The sequence below is a fragment of the Hungatella sp. genome, from assembly GCF_046966825.1.
Map to the genome: position 1 here is coordinate 17,452 of NZ_JBKVCZ010000046.1, position 15,536 is coordinate 32,987.

Genomic DNA, 15,536 nt, shown 5'->3' on the forward strand with positions numbered 1-15,536 from the left:
AAAACACGTCGAGTTAGTTTTATCTAACTTGACGTGTTATATTTTACGGCGATAACCAAAGCATTTCTACCAAAAAACGGTATATTTCTAACGGTTTTTCATTTTCCGGCGTACTCCTTGGGGAGCACGCCGTATTTCTTTTTAAAAGAGGCGGAAAAATGGCTCATGTTGGAGTATCCGGACAGCGCGGCCGCCTGGCTCACATTCTTCTGTTCGGTCAGCAGAAGCGCCGCGTGCTCCAGCCTCCGCTCGATCAGATAGGAGTGTATGGTTTTTCCGGTTATTTCCGAAAACAACCGGGCCAGCCTGGAGACGCTTACGCCTACCGCCCTTGCCAGCCGCTCGCAGTCCGGCGCATCGGTAAGGTGCCGGTCCAGAATCCGCTTTGCCTCCCTCACCGCTTCCTGATCGGTTCGGGTAATCCCACACAGTCTCTTTTGGGCCTTCCGGCATGTGAGAAGTTCCTCAAAAGAGGCGGCGAGCAGTTCCAGCAGCTTTCCTTCCAGATAGAGGCGGCCAATCCCGTCCTCATACCGCCCGGACTGTTCCAGTTCAGCCAGTATCCGGCAGATTCCGGGCGTGATCTCAATACTCTCCACCGCAGAGCTGAACCGCTCCGCCGATATCTCTTCCCTGCCTTCAAAATACGCGTTCTGAAGCCTGCGGTAAACCTGTACCGGAATCTGCACGCTTTTAAACACGAAATCGCATTTTCCCGGATAGTATCCCCATGTGGTCCTGTCTCCGTTCCGATAGATATAGGCATTTCCTTTTTCCATGGAAACAGGTCTGGGGATCCCCTCGATCTCCCAGACCATGCCCTGATTCATGCAGAATACAAACTGCACCTCATCTCTGTTGTTCTCTCCCCGCCTGTATACATGGACATCCCGCTGGTAATTCATGCGCCAGTCCAGAAGGTCGATTCCCTGTCTCGTATTTTTCTGGCAAATGGAAAACCGTCCGATTTCCTCCGGCGCATTTCTCAAAACCTCGTAGACCTGCTCCGATGGCATCTGTTCAAAAAGATCGTTGAAATATCGGCTTGCATCCTGCACCTTGTGTTCCTCCTTTTAGCGGGCCTTCCTTTGCCGGCTTTTCTTCTCTCCTATGCCAGCGCCTTTCCCAGCTCCTCGCAGGCACTTTCCGCCTCCGCGTCCGGAGCGTCATTGCAGATCACGCAGTCGCAGGCCAGTACAGCGCCATCCTCCCGGCAGGTCTCCTCCCAGTTTCTCATCCACTCGCCGTCTCCCCATCCGTAGGAGCCGAAGAGCGCAATCTTCTTCCCTCTCAGCTTCGCCTCGCAGCTCAGGAACATCGGCTCAAATTCGTCCTCCTCCAGCTGCTCACTTCCCATAGACGGGCAGCCGAATGCAACTGAATCAAATTCATCCATTTTGTCCGCCCCGAATTCCGCAGCCGTATACAGCGAGACCTCCGCTCCTGCCGCCTGCGCGCCTTCCACCACTTTTGCCGCCATAGCCTCCGTATTGCCTGTTCCGCTCCAATACACTACTGCTGTTTTGCTCATGTTTTAATCCTCTCTTCCTTTCTTTTTTTACCAACCACAGTATTTCTGCTCCAGGGCCGGACCGAACACCGGCACAAGGACAGAAATGCCTTTATCTCGTATGGATTTCGCAGGTTAGTTTCAACTAACTTCAAATAGTATAGCATTGGGATTCCGTAAATACAAGTACCGCTATTTAACAATGTTTCTCACTATCTGAAGGAAGAGACCGGGAGGCAGGGTCCGACAGAGGGTCACTGCGGCGGCCGTCAGGCTTAAGAATCTCGATTGCCATGTACTTTTCTGTAATATTATGGTATTATTTTATATATTTTCACTGTTTTTTCCCTTACCAAAACACGTTAATAAAAAGCAAAAATACAATCAGGAAGGTTCCATCATATGTTAAATACTATCGAATCCATCAACAATGCCGTGAACAATTTTATCTGGGGCGTCCCAGCCATGGTCTGCATCATCGGCGTGGGCCTCTATCTGAGTATCCGCACCAATTTTCTGCAGATCCGCAAGTTCTCCTATTCGATCCGGGTTACCCTGGGCCGGATGTTCCGCAAGCGCGACGCGTCCGATGGTACCATGACACCGTTTCAGGCGGTCTGCACCGCTCTGGCCGCCACGGTCGGCACCGGCAATATCGCCGGAGTGGCCGGAGCCATCGCCATCGGAGGCCCTGGCTCCGTATTCTGGATGTGGGTTTCTGCGATTCTGGGTATGTGTACGAAATTTTCCGAGGTAACTCTGGCTGTGCATTTCCGTGAAGTGAATGAGAAGGGCGACTTAGTAGGCGGCCCCATGTACTACATAAAGAACGGTCTCGGGAAAAACTGGCGCTGGCTGGCCACTCTGTTTTCGGCCTTCGGCGTCCTCACCGTGTTCGGAACGGGCAATGCCACTCAGGTAAACACCATCACAACAGCAATCAACTCTGCGCTGCTCAATTACCATTTGATCGAGGAAGGTTCTGCGCACACCACCAGTCTTATCATCGGAATCATTCTGGCGGCTCTGGTAGCCCTGGTCCTTCTCGGCGGAATCAAAAGAATCGGAAGCGTGACGGAGAAACTGGTTCCCTTTATGGCGCTGTTCTATATCGTGCTCGCCTTCGGCGTGATTCTTCTCAATATTAACCGGGTTCCCGCTGTATTTTCGTCGATTGTTTACGGGGCATTTAACCCGGCGGCCGTCACAGGCGGCGTGGTCGGAACCTTCTTTATGAGCATGAAGAAAGGCGTCTCCCGCGGCATCTTCTCCAACGAAGCAGGCCTTGGAACGGGATCCATCGCCCACGCCTGCGCCGACACGAAAAAACCGGTGAAACAGGGCTTTTTCGGGATTTTCGAAGTGTTTGCCGACACCATCGTCATCTGTACGCTGACCGCATTTGTCATCCTCTGCAGCGGTGTTCCGGTTCCTTACGGGGAAGCGGCCGGCGCAGAATTAACCATTCTCGGGTTTACTTCCACCTATGGCAGCTGGGTCTCCATTTTTACAGCCGTTGCCATGTGCTGTTTCGCATTTTCCACCATCATCGGCTGGGGATTATACGGTGCCAGATGTATCGAGTTCCTGTTCTCCTCGCGCATTATCAAAGCGTTCATGATCGTCTACTCTCTGGTCGCAATCCTGGGCGCCACCATGGATTTAGGGATGCTCTGGAGTATCGCCGAAACCTTTAACGGCCTGATGGCAATTCCCAACCTGATCGCGGTGTTCCTGCTGTCCGGCACTGTAGTCAGGCTGGTTAAAGAATACTTTGACGGGGAAGGAAAAGAGTAATCCGCGAATTTTAAGAATTATTATTTGCTTCTTGACATACCTCGAGTTTCTATGTATGATAGGATTACGATACATAGAAACTCGAGGTATTTTTTAGGGAAATATTTCTGAAACGGAGGCAAATATGGACAAAAAATATATGGCCGTAGGCTCTTCCATGCTGATCCTGAAGCTATTGGAACAGCAGGACATGTACGGCTATCAGATCATCAAAGAGCTGGAAATAAGAAGTGAACGCGTTTTCACGCTGAAGGAGGGGACGCTTTATCCCCTGCTGCACGCGCTCGAACAGGATGGGGCGGTGATCTGCGAACAGAGAACTGCGGAAAATGGCCGTGAGCGTAAGTATTACATCATAACCGAAAGCGGCCGGAAACTTTTACAGGATAAGCTGAAGGAATGGGATTCGTTTCAGACGGCAGTGAATCAGGTGATCGGGGGTGTTTTGTTTGGATAAACCCTTCCAGAAGAATCACAATCAGCATACAGATTATGAAGAAGAATTTTTAGAGGATGTGGCGGATCAGATCGCCTATAAGCCTCTGCGCCCGGCAGTGGTAAAAGAATTAAAGGACCATATCGATGACAGGACGGAAGAGTATCTCTCAGAAGGGATGAGTCCCGAAGATGCGGTTAAAAAAGCGGTGGATGCCATGGGGGACGGTGTCGCGATCGGCACCGGGATCAACGCGGTCCGTCACGTCCAGTCCAGCCGCCTTCTGATGGTTCTGACCGTGATTCTTCTTCTCATCGGTCTCGCTGCGGAAACCTGCACGGCCGTGATTCCGGAACTGACGTTCCGCGGGCTTTCTATCTATCTGACTGGCGTGTCCTTCTGGTGGTCATGGCGCTGAAAGGATATCCTCTGCTGATCCGGTACCAGAAGCGGCTGCTCATTCTGGCGGCAGCCATATTTACCGCGGAAGCCATATTCCTTTCCATGATCAAATTCGATTGGATAGCGGATGTAATCTGGGACACGGCATACATCATTCCATGGCATATGATTGATTACTATGCGCTTCTGCTGACCGGACCGGTTGTCGTCATCCTTCTCTACCGGATGCGGAAGCAGACACAGAAAGCCATGGCAGCCGCTTTTCTTCTCACTGCCGGGGCAGTCCTTATCCATTACTTTACATACAACAGCTTTACGCTGGCCGAGACCGTGACTTTCCTCTTCTCCATGATCGGAACCGTGTTGTATATGATCTGCCGGGGGATGTTCGCCGGAAATAAAAGAAGGCTCCTGATCCAGGCCGCCGCCGGGGGCGTGGTACTCCTTCTTTTTTATGGGATGCTTCCCGGCCAGTCCCGGTATTTTCAGGCATTTGTAAATCCGGAGGCGAACGCATACGACACCTTAAGCGACTCCTATAACGGGGTTCTGATTCAGGAGCTGCTCTCCAAATCACCGCTGGCCGGCCGGATTTCGCTTACGCCGGAGGAGCTGATGGAGTATGGAACCGGCGAATGGTATTTCAGCTACGGAGATGCCAGAGAGGCTGCCGCGGAAGGGAAAAAGCCGTTTTCAGAACATCACCGCTCCATCTTCCGCTCCGATCCGTCAGATGTCACTTTATGGAACATTCTGCCCCAGCATTACGCGAACAACTATCTTCTGGCCGTATTCATACTACAGTTCGGCTGGCTGACCGGAATTCTGTTTCTTACAATTATGGCCGCCTTCTACGCAGTCCTCTTCTCCTGCATCCGAAGGATACACGGCGCGCTCGCCGGAGCGGTGTCCTTTCACTGCGGCCTGTGCCTGCTGTTTCAGAGCGTGCTCTATATACTTGGGAACTTTGGTTTCCAGTATGGCAGCTTTACTAATCTTCCCATGGTTTCGGAGGGCAGTATCAGCATCCTCGTAAATATGCTACTGCTGGGATTTATCTTCTCGGCCTACCGGTATGACCGGGTCATCGATGCGCCGGCCTGCGGGCAGCGAAGCAGTGCGGTCTGAATTGCAAAGCGGCCTTAGCTGGCCGCCTGCAATTCCAGGCCATAGATAAACATATTCAGGCGGTAGTCTGTATGTGGGCTGAATTCCACCGTCTTCTCTCCCAGCCGCTGCATTCCCCGCTTCTCGTAAAACTGGTAAGTACAGCTGGAATCCGTGAAGAGGTACAGAGTCTTTGCCCCTTCCTGTTCCAGATAATCAAGGGCCTGGGCAAAAAGCATTTTTCCGATGCCGGTTCCCCTAGTACTCTCATCCACGGCAAAGAAACAGATTTCCGCGTCAAAGGCATTTCCTGCATTTTTCAGCAGTTCTTCGTCCGTCTGGTCGAAGGTACTGAAGAATTTACCGATTCCTCTTCCGGTTTTCGTTGTGAACAGCAGCGCAATGGACCAGAGCTGAGCCAGGGTGCGGCGAAGGGCGAATTTCGGAACGGATTTTTTACTCCCTGCCAGAATAACTCCCAGCACCTTTCCATCCACAGCCGCGACACAGGAAAATGTCGCCCGCAGCAGACAGGAACGCAGATACAGCCTTGCCATATGCTTTGCATCCTTCGGATTGCTGCTCAGCGCGTCGTATTTCCACGTCTTGCGTATGATATCCTCTATAAACGGATAATCCTTTCGTGTGATGGGGCGCAGTGTAATATGTTTTGAATTCATGATTCTATTCTCCTTTTTTCTTGTATTTGTACCGTCTTACCTGTATAATAATCCATACAGTAACTGTACGGTCAAGAGGAAAAGGGGATTTTTTTATGGAAAGAGAAAAACTATTTACGATCGGCCAATTTGCAGCCCTTCATAACATCAACAAAAAGACTCTGATGTGGTACGATGAGATCGGCTTATTCAAGCCGGCGGTCGTAAAAGAGAACGGCTACCGCTATTACACCTACTATCAGAGCTCTTTGCTGGAGACGATTCTGATTTTGCGGGAATTAAATATGGGAATTCCTGAGATCAAAGAGTTTTTAGACAGGCGTGGGGCAGAAGCCTACGTTCAGCTTCTGCATAAAAAGATTCAGGACGTGGACCGTGAAATAGAGAAGCTGAACGCGATCCGTGATATGCTGACGGACCAGTACGGTACCTTCACCGATTTACTGAACACCGATCTGACCCGGATCGACGTTATCGAATGTGAAGAGGAGTATCTGCACATCATTGCCTCCGACCAGGCCCTGTCCATGGAGGATGAGATTGAACAGATGGTTGAATCCATGAAACAGCACCATTTTAAGAGTCTCCACGATACCACTTACGGCTCCCTGATCTCCGTCTCCCACCTGCTCCATTCCGAGTTCGACCAGTATGACGGCCTGTTTATGAAGGTTTCCCACACAGCTTCTGTAAATGAAATCCATAAAAAACCGGGCGGCAGCTATCTGTGCGCCTACTGTACGGGAAGCTGGGACAGGCTTCCGCAGCGATATTCGGAAATCCTGGATTATGCGAAGCAGCACGGCCTCACGCTTTTCGGATACGCCTACGAAACAGGGGTAAACGAGATGACCATCAATTCCATTGACGAATACATTACACGAATCGTGATTCCGGTCAAAAACTAGACGATGAATAGAGGCCCCGCATCCCGCTGCTGGATAAAATTCTGCAGTACCTCCAGCCCCCGGCGGAGTTGTTCGTCACTCTCCGCCGAGCTGGTTGCCACTCTGACGGCATTTGCTTTCAGCTGTTTTCCAACATAGAAGCGCTCTGCGCCGAATACGCTGACTCCCCTGCTGGAGAGTTCGGCCTCACAAAGCCTTCCGGTTAAATGCTCCGGAAGTTCCAGCCACTGATAATACGATTCCATGCAAATATCGCAGTCAGGAAAAAAGGAGGCATAAATCTGATTGCGCTCCGCGGCGGCCGCCCTCTTTTTCTGTATGATTTTCCACGCCAGGCCGCTCCGGATTATCTCGGCTGCAATCTCCATATTTAAAGAGGAAATCTTCAAATTCTGACTGAACATCCCCTGTTCCATGGCATTGATATATTGATCCGGCAGATATAAATATGCAATTCTTATCCCCGGACAGAGCGGCTTGGAAAGCCCGCTGACATAGATACAGTGTTCCGGCGCCTCTAAGGCGAGGGGCGAATACGGTGTCTCAAGCAGGGCGGCGTAATTGTCATCCTCAATTGCAATCAGGTTCTGTTTTCGTATAATCTCAGCGATCTCCCTCTTCCTCGAATCTGAAAAGGCGATATTGGTGGGATTTCCTCCCGCCGGCATCATATATACACCTTTTATCTTTTGAAGCGTACAGACATTTTCCAGTTGGTCAGGACGCATTCCCCACACGTCATTTTCAATGGGCACCAGCTGTAAATAAAGCTGATTGGCCAGGCTGATGAAATTGGGATACGTGTAGGTGTCGACGGCAATGCGGTCTCCCGCCTCAAAAAGCGTGGAAAGTATGGTCGCAAGTGCATTCTGAGCGCCTGCCGCGATCATGGTGTTGTGCTCATTGGCCTCCAGGCCAAACCGCTGCAGCCACCGGGAAGCGGCCAGAATCTGCCCTCTGTCCCCCAGGGGATGGGAATACTCAAACAGCCTTTCTGAAAATGGTTTTTTCAGAATCTCCATCGTCAGATCCCGGATCGCCGCGTTGGACTCGTAGAAGGGATGGATGATGGCCAGTTCGATTCTGGGTCCGGTATTTTTCTCAACTGTAGATGTGGGGACATTGGCGTAAGGCGTCACATACGTCCCTTTTCCGGTGGCAGCGTGGATCAGCCCCCGCATTTCACAAAGCTTGTACGCCTTTGTGATGGTGCTCAGATTTAAATCCAGAAAGTCCGCCAGTTCCCGCTGTGGGGGCAGCTTCGTATTGGCCGCCAGCTTTCCGCTCTTAATATCCTGCTCCATCAGATCGGCAAGACTGTAATAGACCGGGTAAGCCAGCTTCTGCTTATCCGGCTTCCAGGACATTGGATAATTTTCAAATGAATTAATTGGCATGATAATCTCCTCTATGGCGTGTCTGTGTGTGCTGCCGCGTTGGAAAAGGCGGTGTTACGGTCCCGGGGATACCGTTGCCGGGCAGGTGGGGTTGTCCGACAGATTCGGTTGGTTTGACTGACTCGGCTGGTTTGACGGATTCGGCTGGTTCGGCATATTCGGCTGGTTCGGCATGGAAGCGTCGGAAATGGGGGATGACGCTGGTATTTGGTCATTTCTGCTTTCGCTTCCAGGCGGGGAGGACGGATTTTCTCTATTGCTGCTGGTATTTCCGGGGCCAGCCGTCTGACTGGCTGCGTTACCGTTTCCACTTTCAGACGCAGACGTCTGGTTCTCTCCGTCTTCGCTACTATTTCCATTTTCAGACGCGGCCGTCTGGTTCTCACCAGTCGTATTTTCTGCTGCTGGCGTACTGCTTTCTGTCTGGCTGTTGTTTGGAGTTGTTTTCTTTGATCCCTCTTCGGAGACTGATGAATCCACGGAAGAGGACGAACCTCCCGATACCGATGAAGCTCCCGCCTTCGACGCATCACCCGCCCCCGGCGTAGTCTTACCAGTTTCCGTTCCATCCAGATGATAACACAATACCGGTATGTGTGCCTCAATATTTTCATAAATAGTTTTTGCCACCGCAGGAGGAAGGTTTATACAGCCATGGGAACCGTTTTTCTTATAGATGGTCCCGCCGAAACTGGACCGCCAGTATCCATCATGCATCCCGATATTTCCGTTAAATGGCATCCAGTATGTAACAGGCGTATTATAGTTCTTGCCCTTCAGCACCGCGTTGCGCTGCTTATAGGTCAGTTCATAGGCGCCAGCAGGGGTGCTCCACCCCTTCGCCTCATTTCCGGATACAAAATCCGATTCAATCAGCAGCTTCCCATTCTTATAATAGAACAAATGCTGGGCAGTGAGATTCATTTCCACGTAAGTGTCCCCGTAATCCGGGCCGTCGTGGCTGGCCGCTTTCTGGGCGTAGACCGGCTCCAGCTCCTGACTTTCTCCGGATCTGATTATTTCCAACAGAGCCTCCGTTTCCGCCTCCTTATCAATCAGCCAGCCGTAATGGCCTTTTGTGATCGTCACAGTGGGTCCATAGGAAGTCTTCAGTTCCTTTGCACAGTATGCAGTATTGTATTTTTTCGCCAGATTCACCACATACGCTTCCACTCCGTTCCGGTCAACGACTGCCCTTCCTTCTCCATCCATCGACAGCCACGGAAGAATCGTACTTCCGTCCAGTACCTCAGAACGGCTTCCGAAACGGTAGGTCACGGTCACATCTGCACAGACCTTTAACGCCTCCTTTTGAGCCAGCAGTTCCGGGTCCGTCTCTGAGACTCCCGGTTCTTTATAAACAGCCCGTTCGTCCAGCGAGATACGTGTTTCCAGGCTGGAGACCGCTTTTCCTATTTCTTCTGACAGACGTTCCCGGACAGGCGCCTTTCCCGGTTCTTCCTTAATAATCTGTAATCCGATTCCACTCACAAAGGCCACATACGCATCAGCCGGCTCCACAACCTGTTCCGGATCGAGACATTCCAGAGCAGCAACCGCCAAATCCATTTTTCCTTTGTCATATTCCACCATATAACTGGAGGGATACTCGGCTCCTCTTATGGCTCGCAGCCCCCATAGCAGTGAATTCTGCTTCCTCAAAATGTTCTCTAAGGTCCCGTCAAAGACAGGATGCAGACCGACCGCTTCTCCATTTATCCGCTCCTCTGCGCCGTCCCTCTCCTCCAGGACCAGTTCATAACGTTCAATTCCCTTCCTGATCTCTGACTGCACCTCTTCTATCGTCATTCCCGAAACAGTAATACCGCCAATCCTCGTGTTTGGCAGAAATGTATTTCTGTATTTCAGACTGATCATACAGTAGACTATTGCTGCCGCCGCTATCATACAAATGGAAATACGTCTGGTAAAATAGATCCATTTTCTTCTCCTTCGCCGTCTTCTGGCCTTCATACTGCGGTTCGTGATATGTTTTTCCTTACACCGCTTCAATGGCCGCTCTCCGCCATTACTCCTTCTTTCAACCATATTTCTTTCTTATGCTCCTCATTTCAATCCGTCTGTCACTTTACTTCTGCAATACAGCTTTGAATCTATCGGTATTATAACATCAACTTTGCACCACAAAAACAGGAGAATTGTGTGGCAGACAATTTAAGCAGCAAAACCATGGTAAGAAAGCGATTCCCCGATAAGCAAAAAGAAGTTATAGACTTTTTATTTGAAATGTAGTAGACTGAATCAGGAAGTGTAGATAGAATTATCTGCATTTTTTTCATTTAAACAGATCAGCTCTCAGAAAGTGAAAATATATGATAAAAAAGGACAGCGCAGATTTTTCAGCCGTGAAGAACAATACGCTATTAATGGGTGATGAGAATTTTGCTTATTTTTCGCCCAGCGAGCAGTTGAAAACACTGATCTCTAACTATACCATAACCTTTCCAAACAAAGGTGTCATTTCCGATAACTATACTATCGTGCCGCATGGAAGTGCAACTCTTGTCCTTACATATGACGGGGCCGATCTGCGCATCCTGATTTTCGGACCGTCCTCCAAACCATATTTTGTTGGAAAAAATGCGAATGCATGCAGCGTGATATTCATTATCGAATTTCAGCCGGCAGGGCTGTTTGTATTCACCGGAACAAAACAGAATCAGCTGATGGATACGATCATTTCCTTTGAACAGATCGCGCCCCGCCTGAATTCTTCCATAAAAGAAATCTTCTGTAACGCGGGAACCGCGGAAGAACTGCTGACCAGAATCGAGAGTCTGCTGCTTTGCAGCCAATGCAGCAAATACCCGGCTGAATTCCGTCTGGCCGTGCAGCTGATCATTCAGAGTAACGGTAACTTAAGTCTCAAAGAAATAACAGAAAAAACATTTTACAGTGAACGTCATTTAAACAGGCTTTCCAATCACTATTTAGGATTTAACCTGAAACATTTTTCCCGAATCGTGCGTATCAACAAAGCCATTTATCTGCTGCACCATACGAGCCACATCCTCGATTATATATCTGCCGAATCCGGTTTTTATGACATTTCTCATTTTATCAGGGATTTTAGGGCCATATGCGGCGTTACTCCTCAGGAATTCCGAAGCAACTTGTCCGATTTTTACAGTGCGATCGCAAAGTTTTAGGCTATAATTGAGAAAAAAGAGGAGGTATCCATATGAAATACGGAGGCACATTGCTTATAGTTGATGATATGGAAAAATCAAAATATTTTTACGAAACAATCCTGGAGCAAAAAATCCTCATGGATTTAGGAGAACACGTCTCATTGGAAAATGGCCTCAGCCTGCAGGCAAACTACGAAGCAATGATCGGTAAATCACTGAACAGAAAAACAGCAGCAAATAACTTTCAGCTCTATTTTGAAACAGACCGGATCGACGACTGGGAGAGAAAGCTGGAGGCCATCGAAGGAGTGGAATTTATCCATCACCCGACGGAATATCCCTGGGGCCAGCGGAGTATGCGGTTTTATGATTTTGATAAATATATCATTGAGGCAGCAGAAAGCATGGAGTGCGTCATCAGGCGTTTTCTCAGCCAGGGATTAGCGGTTGAGGAAGTGGCCAAACGGACTATGTATCCGGTTGAGTTTGTTGAAATGCTGGTGTAATTGGATAAAACTTTACTGATCTGCAATGAAACGGGACGACATTCTGGCCATACCAGCGAAAACAGCATAGTATGTCCTGGAACAGGCAAATGTATTTTCACACATTAAAACAGGTATCTGAGGAAGCAACATTTCTTCATCAGATACCTGTTATTATTTACTCCAATACTATCACTGCGTATTAATACAACTTCGCCCCCGCCGGAATCCTATCATCCACCATCAGCAGATTCAGTCCCTCATGTCCGTCTTCCTCATGCACGGCTGAAATCAGCATACCGCAGGAGTCAATTCCCATCATCTTTCTTGGCGGCAGATTCACGATGGCGATGGCTGTCTTACCAATCAGATCCTCCGGCTCGTAGTACTCATGAATTCCGCTTAAAATCGTGCGGTCTGTGCCGCTTCCATCGTCCAGAGTAAACTGGAGAAGCTTCTTGCTCTTCGGCACTGCCACGCAGTCTTTGATCTTCACTGCACGGTAATCAGACTTTGAGAAAGTCTCAAAATCCACCATCTCTTCAAACAGCGGCTCAATCTTCACATTGGAAAAATCAATCTCCACCGCGGCTTTCACGTTCTCAGCAGCCGGAGCAGAAGCAGCGGCCGGAGCGGCCTTCCTGCTATTATCAGAACTGCCCAGCGTCTTCATCGTCGGGATTAGACTTTGAGCCTTTACACATCGTTACACACTCTTACATATTGCTCGATTTTCCTTGTAAAATCAAGGTTTCTGCGTTACACCCCATTACATATCATTTCAAGAATTTGATGTGATTTTGATGTAAAACGCAAAATTTGATGTAGAAATGATGTATATCATAATGTCCTGAAAGGATATCCTATGGACATTTTGTTCCCTATGAAATTAATACTTTACCTTGTAAATTTTTAAAACTCTGACGCTTTTTTACTTCTGTTGCTTCTGCGTAGATGTCCATCGTTGTAGTAACATCTGCGTGCCCCATTATGTCCTGTATAACTTTGATGTTTGTTTCATTTTCACAGAACCTGGTGCAAAATGTATGACGCATATGGTGACACGAAAAATGCGGAATTAGAATCGGTTTCCGCTTTTCCTTTTTAGCCTGCTCCTTTTCCTCTGCATTGTAAGCCTCATAAATCCTTCGGATTGCCCGGTTAATTGTCATGGGATTGTGAACACGGTGCTCGCGATTGGTAAATATGAAGCCTGAATATCCGTCAATCACATCCTCATTAAAACCGGTTTCTTTTTGCTGCTCTTCTTCCTGCTGCAGAGCCTCATATACTTCATCAAACATTGGAATTGTACGAATACCAGACTTTGTTTTCGGAGTTGTTATATGAAACTCACATTTCCCGGAATCCTGAATCCGGTAGATAAGGTTGTGATTAATGGAAATAATACGTTCCTCAAAATCCACATCCTCCCACCGGAGCCCTATCACCTCTCCAATACGGCAGCCGGTTCCCAACAACGTGACAAACAGTGGCAGCCAATGATTATAAATCGGACTCTCCGTTGTATACTTCATGAACGCTTTCTGCTGCTCGTAAGTCAGTGCATGTCTTTTTGGTTTTTCCCAGATATTACTTTTTTTAATTTCACTCATAATGCCGTCTGAAGGATTGATTCTGATTATACCATCCCTATGGGCCATTGTAAACACAGGATGAAGAATCGTATTGATTATCTCCATACTGTTAGGCTTAAATTTCTTTTTATCAATCAAATACTGATAAAATGTCTTTACATCAGAGTATTTGATATCCGCCAGCCTTCTGTTTCCAAATGTAGGTCTTACATAATTGTCATACATATATTTGTAATTTGTCCTGGTAGACTGCTTCAAATTGCTTTTTCCAGCAATATAGCGGTCAAATGCCTCATTCAACGTGGTAGTCTCACCTGTATATATGTCAATCCCATTGAGCAAATCTCTGGTAAGGCTATCTTCCTGCTTACGGAGTTTTACCAAATCACGGTTATAAATCACCCTCCGTATATTGTTTACATCTTTATACTGATAGATATAATATCCATCTTTCCGTTCACTTTCACCTGGACGTAAAACGCGCCCCTTGGAATCTTTTCTCGAATTCGCCATTAGCTTATACCCCTCTTTCGGAAAATCAAGGTTACTTCTGGCAATTTATTCACTATCATATGACGAGACAAAAATTCCATTTTATTCAGCATACTTTCGATTGTATCTCCTGTCTTCTTACGATATTCTTCTTTTCCTCACCTCCTCAATCAGGATTAACAATCTATGCTTATATTATAGTCTTTCGTGTCTTCATTGTTCAAGTGCATTTATACTAAATATTATTTATAAATCACCATCAATAACCGTTTTTCATCCCTATTCTCTAAAGGCTTCCAGATAAGCATCCAGAATCTCCGTATTAACTAATGCAATATTCCGAATCTTATATACTGCATGGGCTTCTTTTGCTATTTTCATAAAGGATTGAATACCCATGGAGTATATTTCTGCTCCTTCCGGATATCTTACAAACTTTTTTCTGTCTTTCCTCGCCTGTTCCAACAGTTTCACCTCTTTAGAATTTATAATGTAATCACTTTCTCCAAAGCAAATCTTATTGTGCCGTATTTTCTCCTCCCCCGGCACCTGGAGTTGCCCTACCTGCCCGCAAAGCAGCTTAAACCAAGCCGGATATTTCGTGCCGGCCTCGTCTCCCCTCATTCGGTGAGCGGCAGTCCCCACAAGTCTCCAACAGGTCTTATCATCGCACGATTCATGGGGCCGCCATGAGTCATCAGGTTCCTGCCGGAACCTATTTTGATTTGATAGTTTTCGCAACATTTCTGTTTGGGCGTATCTCTCGTATGCTCAAAACCTGCCTGCGTTATAGGACAACTGATTATTTGGTTGTCAATGTGCGGTTGGCGTTTAAGCCTTTCATTAAATAAATAGGATTATTTTGGAAGAATTTAGAATTGTATGAAATAAAAATAGGACTAAATAGATGAAATATGAAACCGCAACAGCCGTGATTAAAAACTATCACAGAATTGCAATTGCCCCTCATTCAAGCTATAGACGTTAGCCTGGACGGGGAGCAATTAGATAACTATAGAATGTTCTTTAATGTATTACTGATAATATATCCGTGATAGTCTTAGCTAAAAAGCATAAACTTATGCCATCATAGATAGTGGCTAGAATTGGAACCCAGCCATCGGCTGATGCCATTTCCCACAAACCAACAGCAAGCTTTTTTATTGGATCTATAAAAAATCTGCAAATTAAACCTCCGACTACAAAGAGAATCAATGTTACCACTATTGTTATAATTTTAAACGCAGTATCTTTCAACGAAGGTATAAGTGATTTCATCTCACTACTACTTTGCGTTGGATATTCGTCTGTAAAATCACTAACAGTTTGACTGGCTTGATCAAAAACCACGCCGGTGCTCCCTTGCAAAGATGCCTCAATACTCTTCCCTTTAACGATAAGAACTATATTAACCACTGTTAATATAATGGTAAGAATAATTATCACCTTTGAATAACAACTAAGATTGCAAAACCTTTTTTTCATTAATATACCATCTTTCCTATAATTTCTTAAGCTTGCGTTTTACAGGAAGCTCAATAAAATTTATCGTTTCATATCCACTCCCCAACA

Annotated in this window: 15 protein-coding genes and 1 pseudogene; 7 read left to right on the plus strand and 9 right to left on the minus strand. The window is 47.4% G+C overall.

Going from position 1 to position 15,536, the window contains the following annotated elements; genetic code table 11:
* Positions 1–98 precede the first annotated feature (98 nt).
* Together ACLTD4_RS15480 and ACLTD4_RS15485 are read right to left on the minus strand one after the other, a co-directional pair.
* Positions 99–1,058: a helix-turn-helix transcriptional regulator gene (locus ACLTD4_RS15480; protein ID WP_055660580.1), complete on the minus strand. Its 960-nt coding sequence runs from the start codon at positions 1,056–1,058 to the stop codon at positions 99–101.
* A 50-nt stretch (positions 1,059–1,108) separates the two neighbouring features.
* Positions 1,109–1,531: a flavodoxin gene (locus tag ACLTD4_RS15485; RefSeq protein WP_117621735.1), complete on the minus strand. Its 423-nt coding sequence runs from the start codon at positions 1,529–1,531 to the stop codon at positions 1,109–1,111.
* Positions 1,532–1,912: 381 nt separating this feature from the next.
* Here ACLTD4_RS15485 and ACLTD4_RS15490 point away from each other — a divergent pair, with 381 nt between their 5' ends.
* The 4 genes from ACLTD4_RS15490 (at position 1,913) to ACLTD4_RS15505 (ending at position 5,273) form a co-directional block, all read left to right on the plus strand.
* Complete coding sequence (locus ACLTD4_RS15490; protein WP_117621736.1) at positions 1,913–3,307, plus strand: alanine/glycine:cation symporter family protein; 1,395 nt, start codon at positions 1,913–1,915, stop codon at positions 3,305–3,307.
* Positions 3,308–3,431: 124 nt separating this feature from the next.
* Complete coding sequence (locus tag ACLTD4_RS15495; RefSeq protein WP_002600580.1) at positions 3,432–3,764, plus strand: PadR family transcriptional regulator; 333 nt, start codon at positions 3,432–3,434, stop codon at positions 3,762–3,764.
* Positions 3,757–4,161, plus strand: a complete 405-nt coding sequence (locus ACLTD4_RS15500; RefSeq protein ID WP_412331407.1) for a permease prefix domain 1-containing protein — start codon at positions 3,757–3,759, stop codon at positions 4,159–4,161. The genes ACLTD4_RS15495 and ACLTD4_RS15500 overlap by 8 nt, the downstream gene beginning before the upstream one ends.
* Positions 4,152–5,273: a hypothetical protein gene (locus ACLTD4_RS15505; protein WP_412331408.1), complete on the plus strand. Its 1,122-nt coding sequence runs from the start codon at positions 4,152–4,154 to the stop codon at positions 5,271–5,273. The genes ACLTD4_RS15500 and ACLTD4_RS15505 overlap by 10 nt, the downstream gene beginning before the upstream one ends.
* 14 nt (positions 5,274–5,287) lie before the next feature.
* On the opposite strand, the gene ACLTD4_RS15510 is transcribed toward ACLTD4_RS15505, so the two are convergent.
* The gene (locus ACLTD4_RS15510; protein WP_117621738.1) at positions 5,288–5,932 is read right to left on the minus strand and encodes a GNAT family N-acetyltransferase; all 645 of its coding nucleotides are present in this window, start codon (positions 5,930–5,932) and stop codon (positions 5,288–5,290) included.
* Positions 5,933–6,027: 95 nt separating this feature from the next.
* Between ACLTD4_RS15510 and ACLTD4_RS15515 the strand changes: the two genes are divergently transcribed.
* Positions 6,028–6,840 (plus strand): MerR family transcriptional regulator, encoded by an 813-nt coding sequence (locus ACLTD4_RS15515; RefSeq protein ID WP_117621739.1) that lies wholly within the window; start codon positions 6,028–6,030, stop codon positions 6,838–6,840.
* On the opposite strand, the gene ACLTD4_RS15520 is transcribed toward ACLTD4_RS15515, so the two are convergent.
* Both ACLTD4_RS15520 and ACLTD4_RS15525 read right to left on the minus strand, forming a co-directional pair.
* Positions 6,837–8,237, minus strand: coding sequence for a PLP-dependent aminotransferase family protein (locus ACLTD4_RS15520; RefSeq protein ID WP_117621740.1), 1,401 nt, complete (start codon positions 8,235–8,237; stop codon positions 6,837–6,839). The genes ACLTD4_RS15515 and ACLTD4_RS15520 overlap by 4 nt on opposite strands.
* Before the next feature lie 54 nt (positions 8,238–8,291).
* The gene (locus tag ACLTD4_RS15525; protein ID WP_117621741.1) at positions 8,292–10,286 is read right to left on the minus strand and encodes a L,D-transpeptidase family protein; all 1,995 of its coding nucleotides are present in this window, start codon (positions 10,284–10,286) and stop codon (positions 8,292–8,294) included.
* A 284-nt stretch (positions 10,287–10,570) separates the two neighbouring features.
* Between ACLTD4_RS15525 and ACLTD4_RS15530 the strand changes: the two genes are divergently transcribed.
* Together ACLTD4_RS15530 and ACLTD4_RS15535 are read left to right on the plus strand one after the other, a co-directional pair.
* On the plus strand, positions 10,571–11,407 hold the full coding sequence (locus ACLTD4_RS15530) for a helix-turn-helix domain-containing protein (RefSeq protein ID WP_117621742.1): 837 nt from the start codon (positions 10,571–10,573) through the stop codon (positions 11,405–11,407).
* Positions 11,408–11,439: 32 nt separating this feature from the next.
* A complete protein-coding gene (locus tag ACLTD4_RS15535) occupies positions 11,440–11,895 on the plus strand; it encodes a VOC family protein (protein ID WP_117621743.1) in 456 nt (151 codons plus the stop codon).
* 181 nt (positions 11,896–12,076) lie between these two features.
* Here the strand turns inward: ACLTD4_RS15535 and ACLTD4_RS15540 are convergent.
* The 4 genes and pseudogenes from ACLTD4_RS15540 to ACLTD4_RS15555 all read right to left on the minus strand — a co-directional run.
* Positions 12,077–12,559 (minus strand): annotated as a pseudogene (locus ACLTD4_RS15540) (lysine--tRNA ligase); the annotation flags it as partial.
* A 196-nt stretch (positions 12,560–12,755) separates the two neighbouring features.
* Positions 12,756–13,985 (minus strand): tyrosine-type recombinase/integrase, encoded by a 1,230-nt coding sequence (locus ACLTD4_RS15545; protein ID WP_007858292.1) that lies wholly within the window; start codon positions 13,983–13,985, stop codon positions 12,756–12,758.
* A gap of 258 nt (positions 13,986–14,243) precedes the next feature.
* Positions 14,244–14,513, minus strand: a complete 270-nt coding sequence (locus tag ACLTD4_RS15550) for a DUF6462 family protein (protein ID WP_412331409.1) — start codon at positions 14,511–14,513, stop codon at positions 14,244–14,246.
* Between the two features lie 477 nt (positions 14,514–14,990).
* Positions 14,991–15,449, minus strand: coding sequence for a hypothetical protein (locus tag ACLTD4_RS15555; protein ID WP_007858294.1), 459 nt, complete (start codon positions 15,447–15,449; stop codon positions 14,991–14,993).
* Between the last annotated feature and the right edge of the window lie 87 nt (positions 15,450–15,536).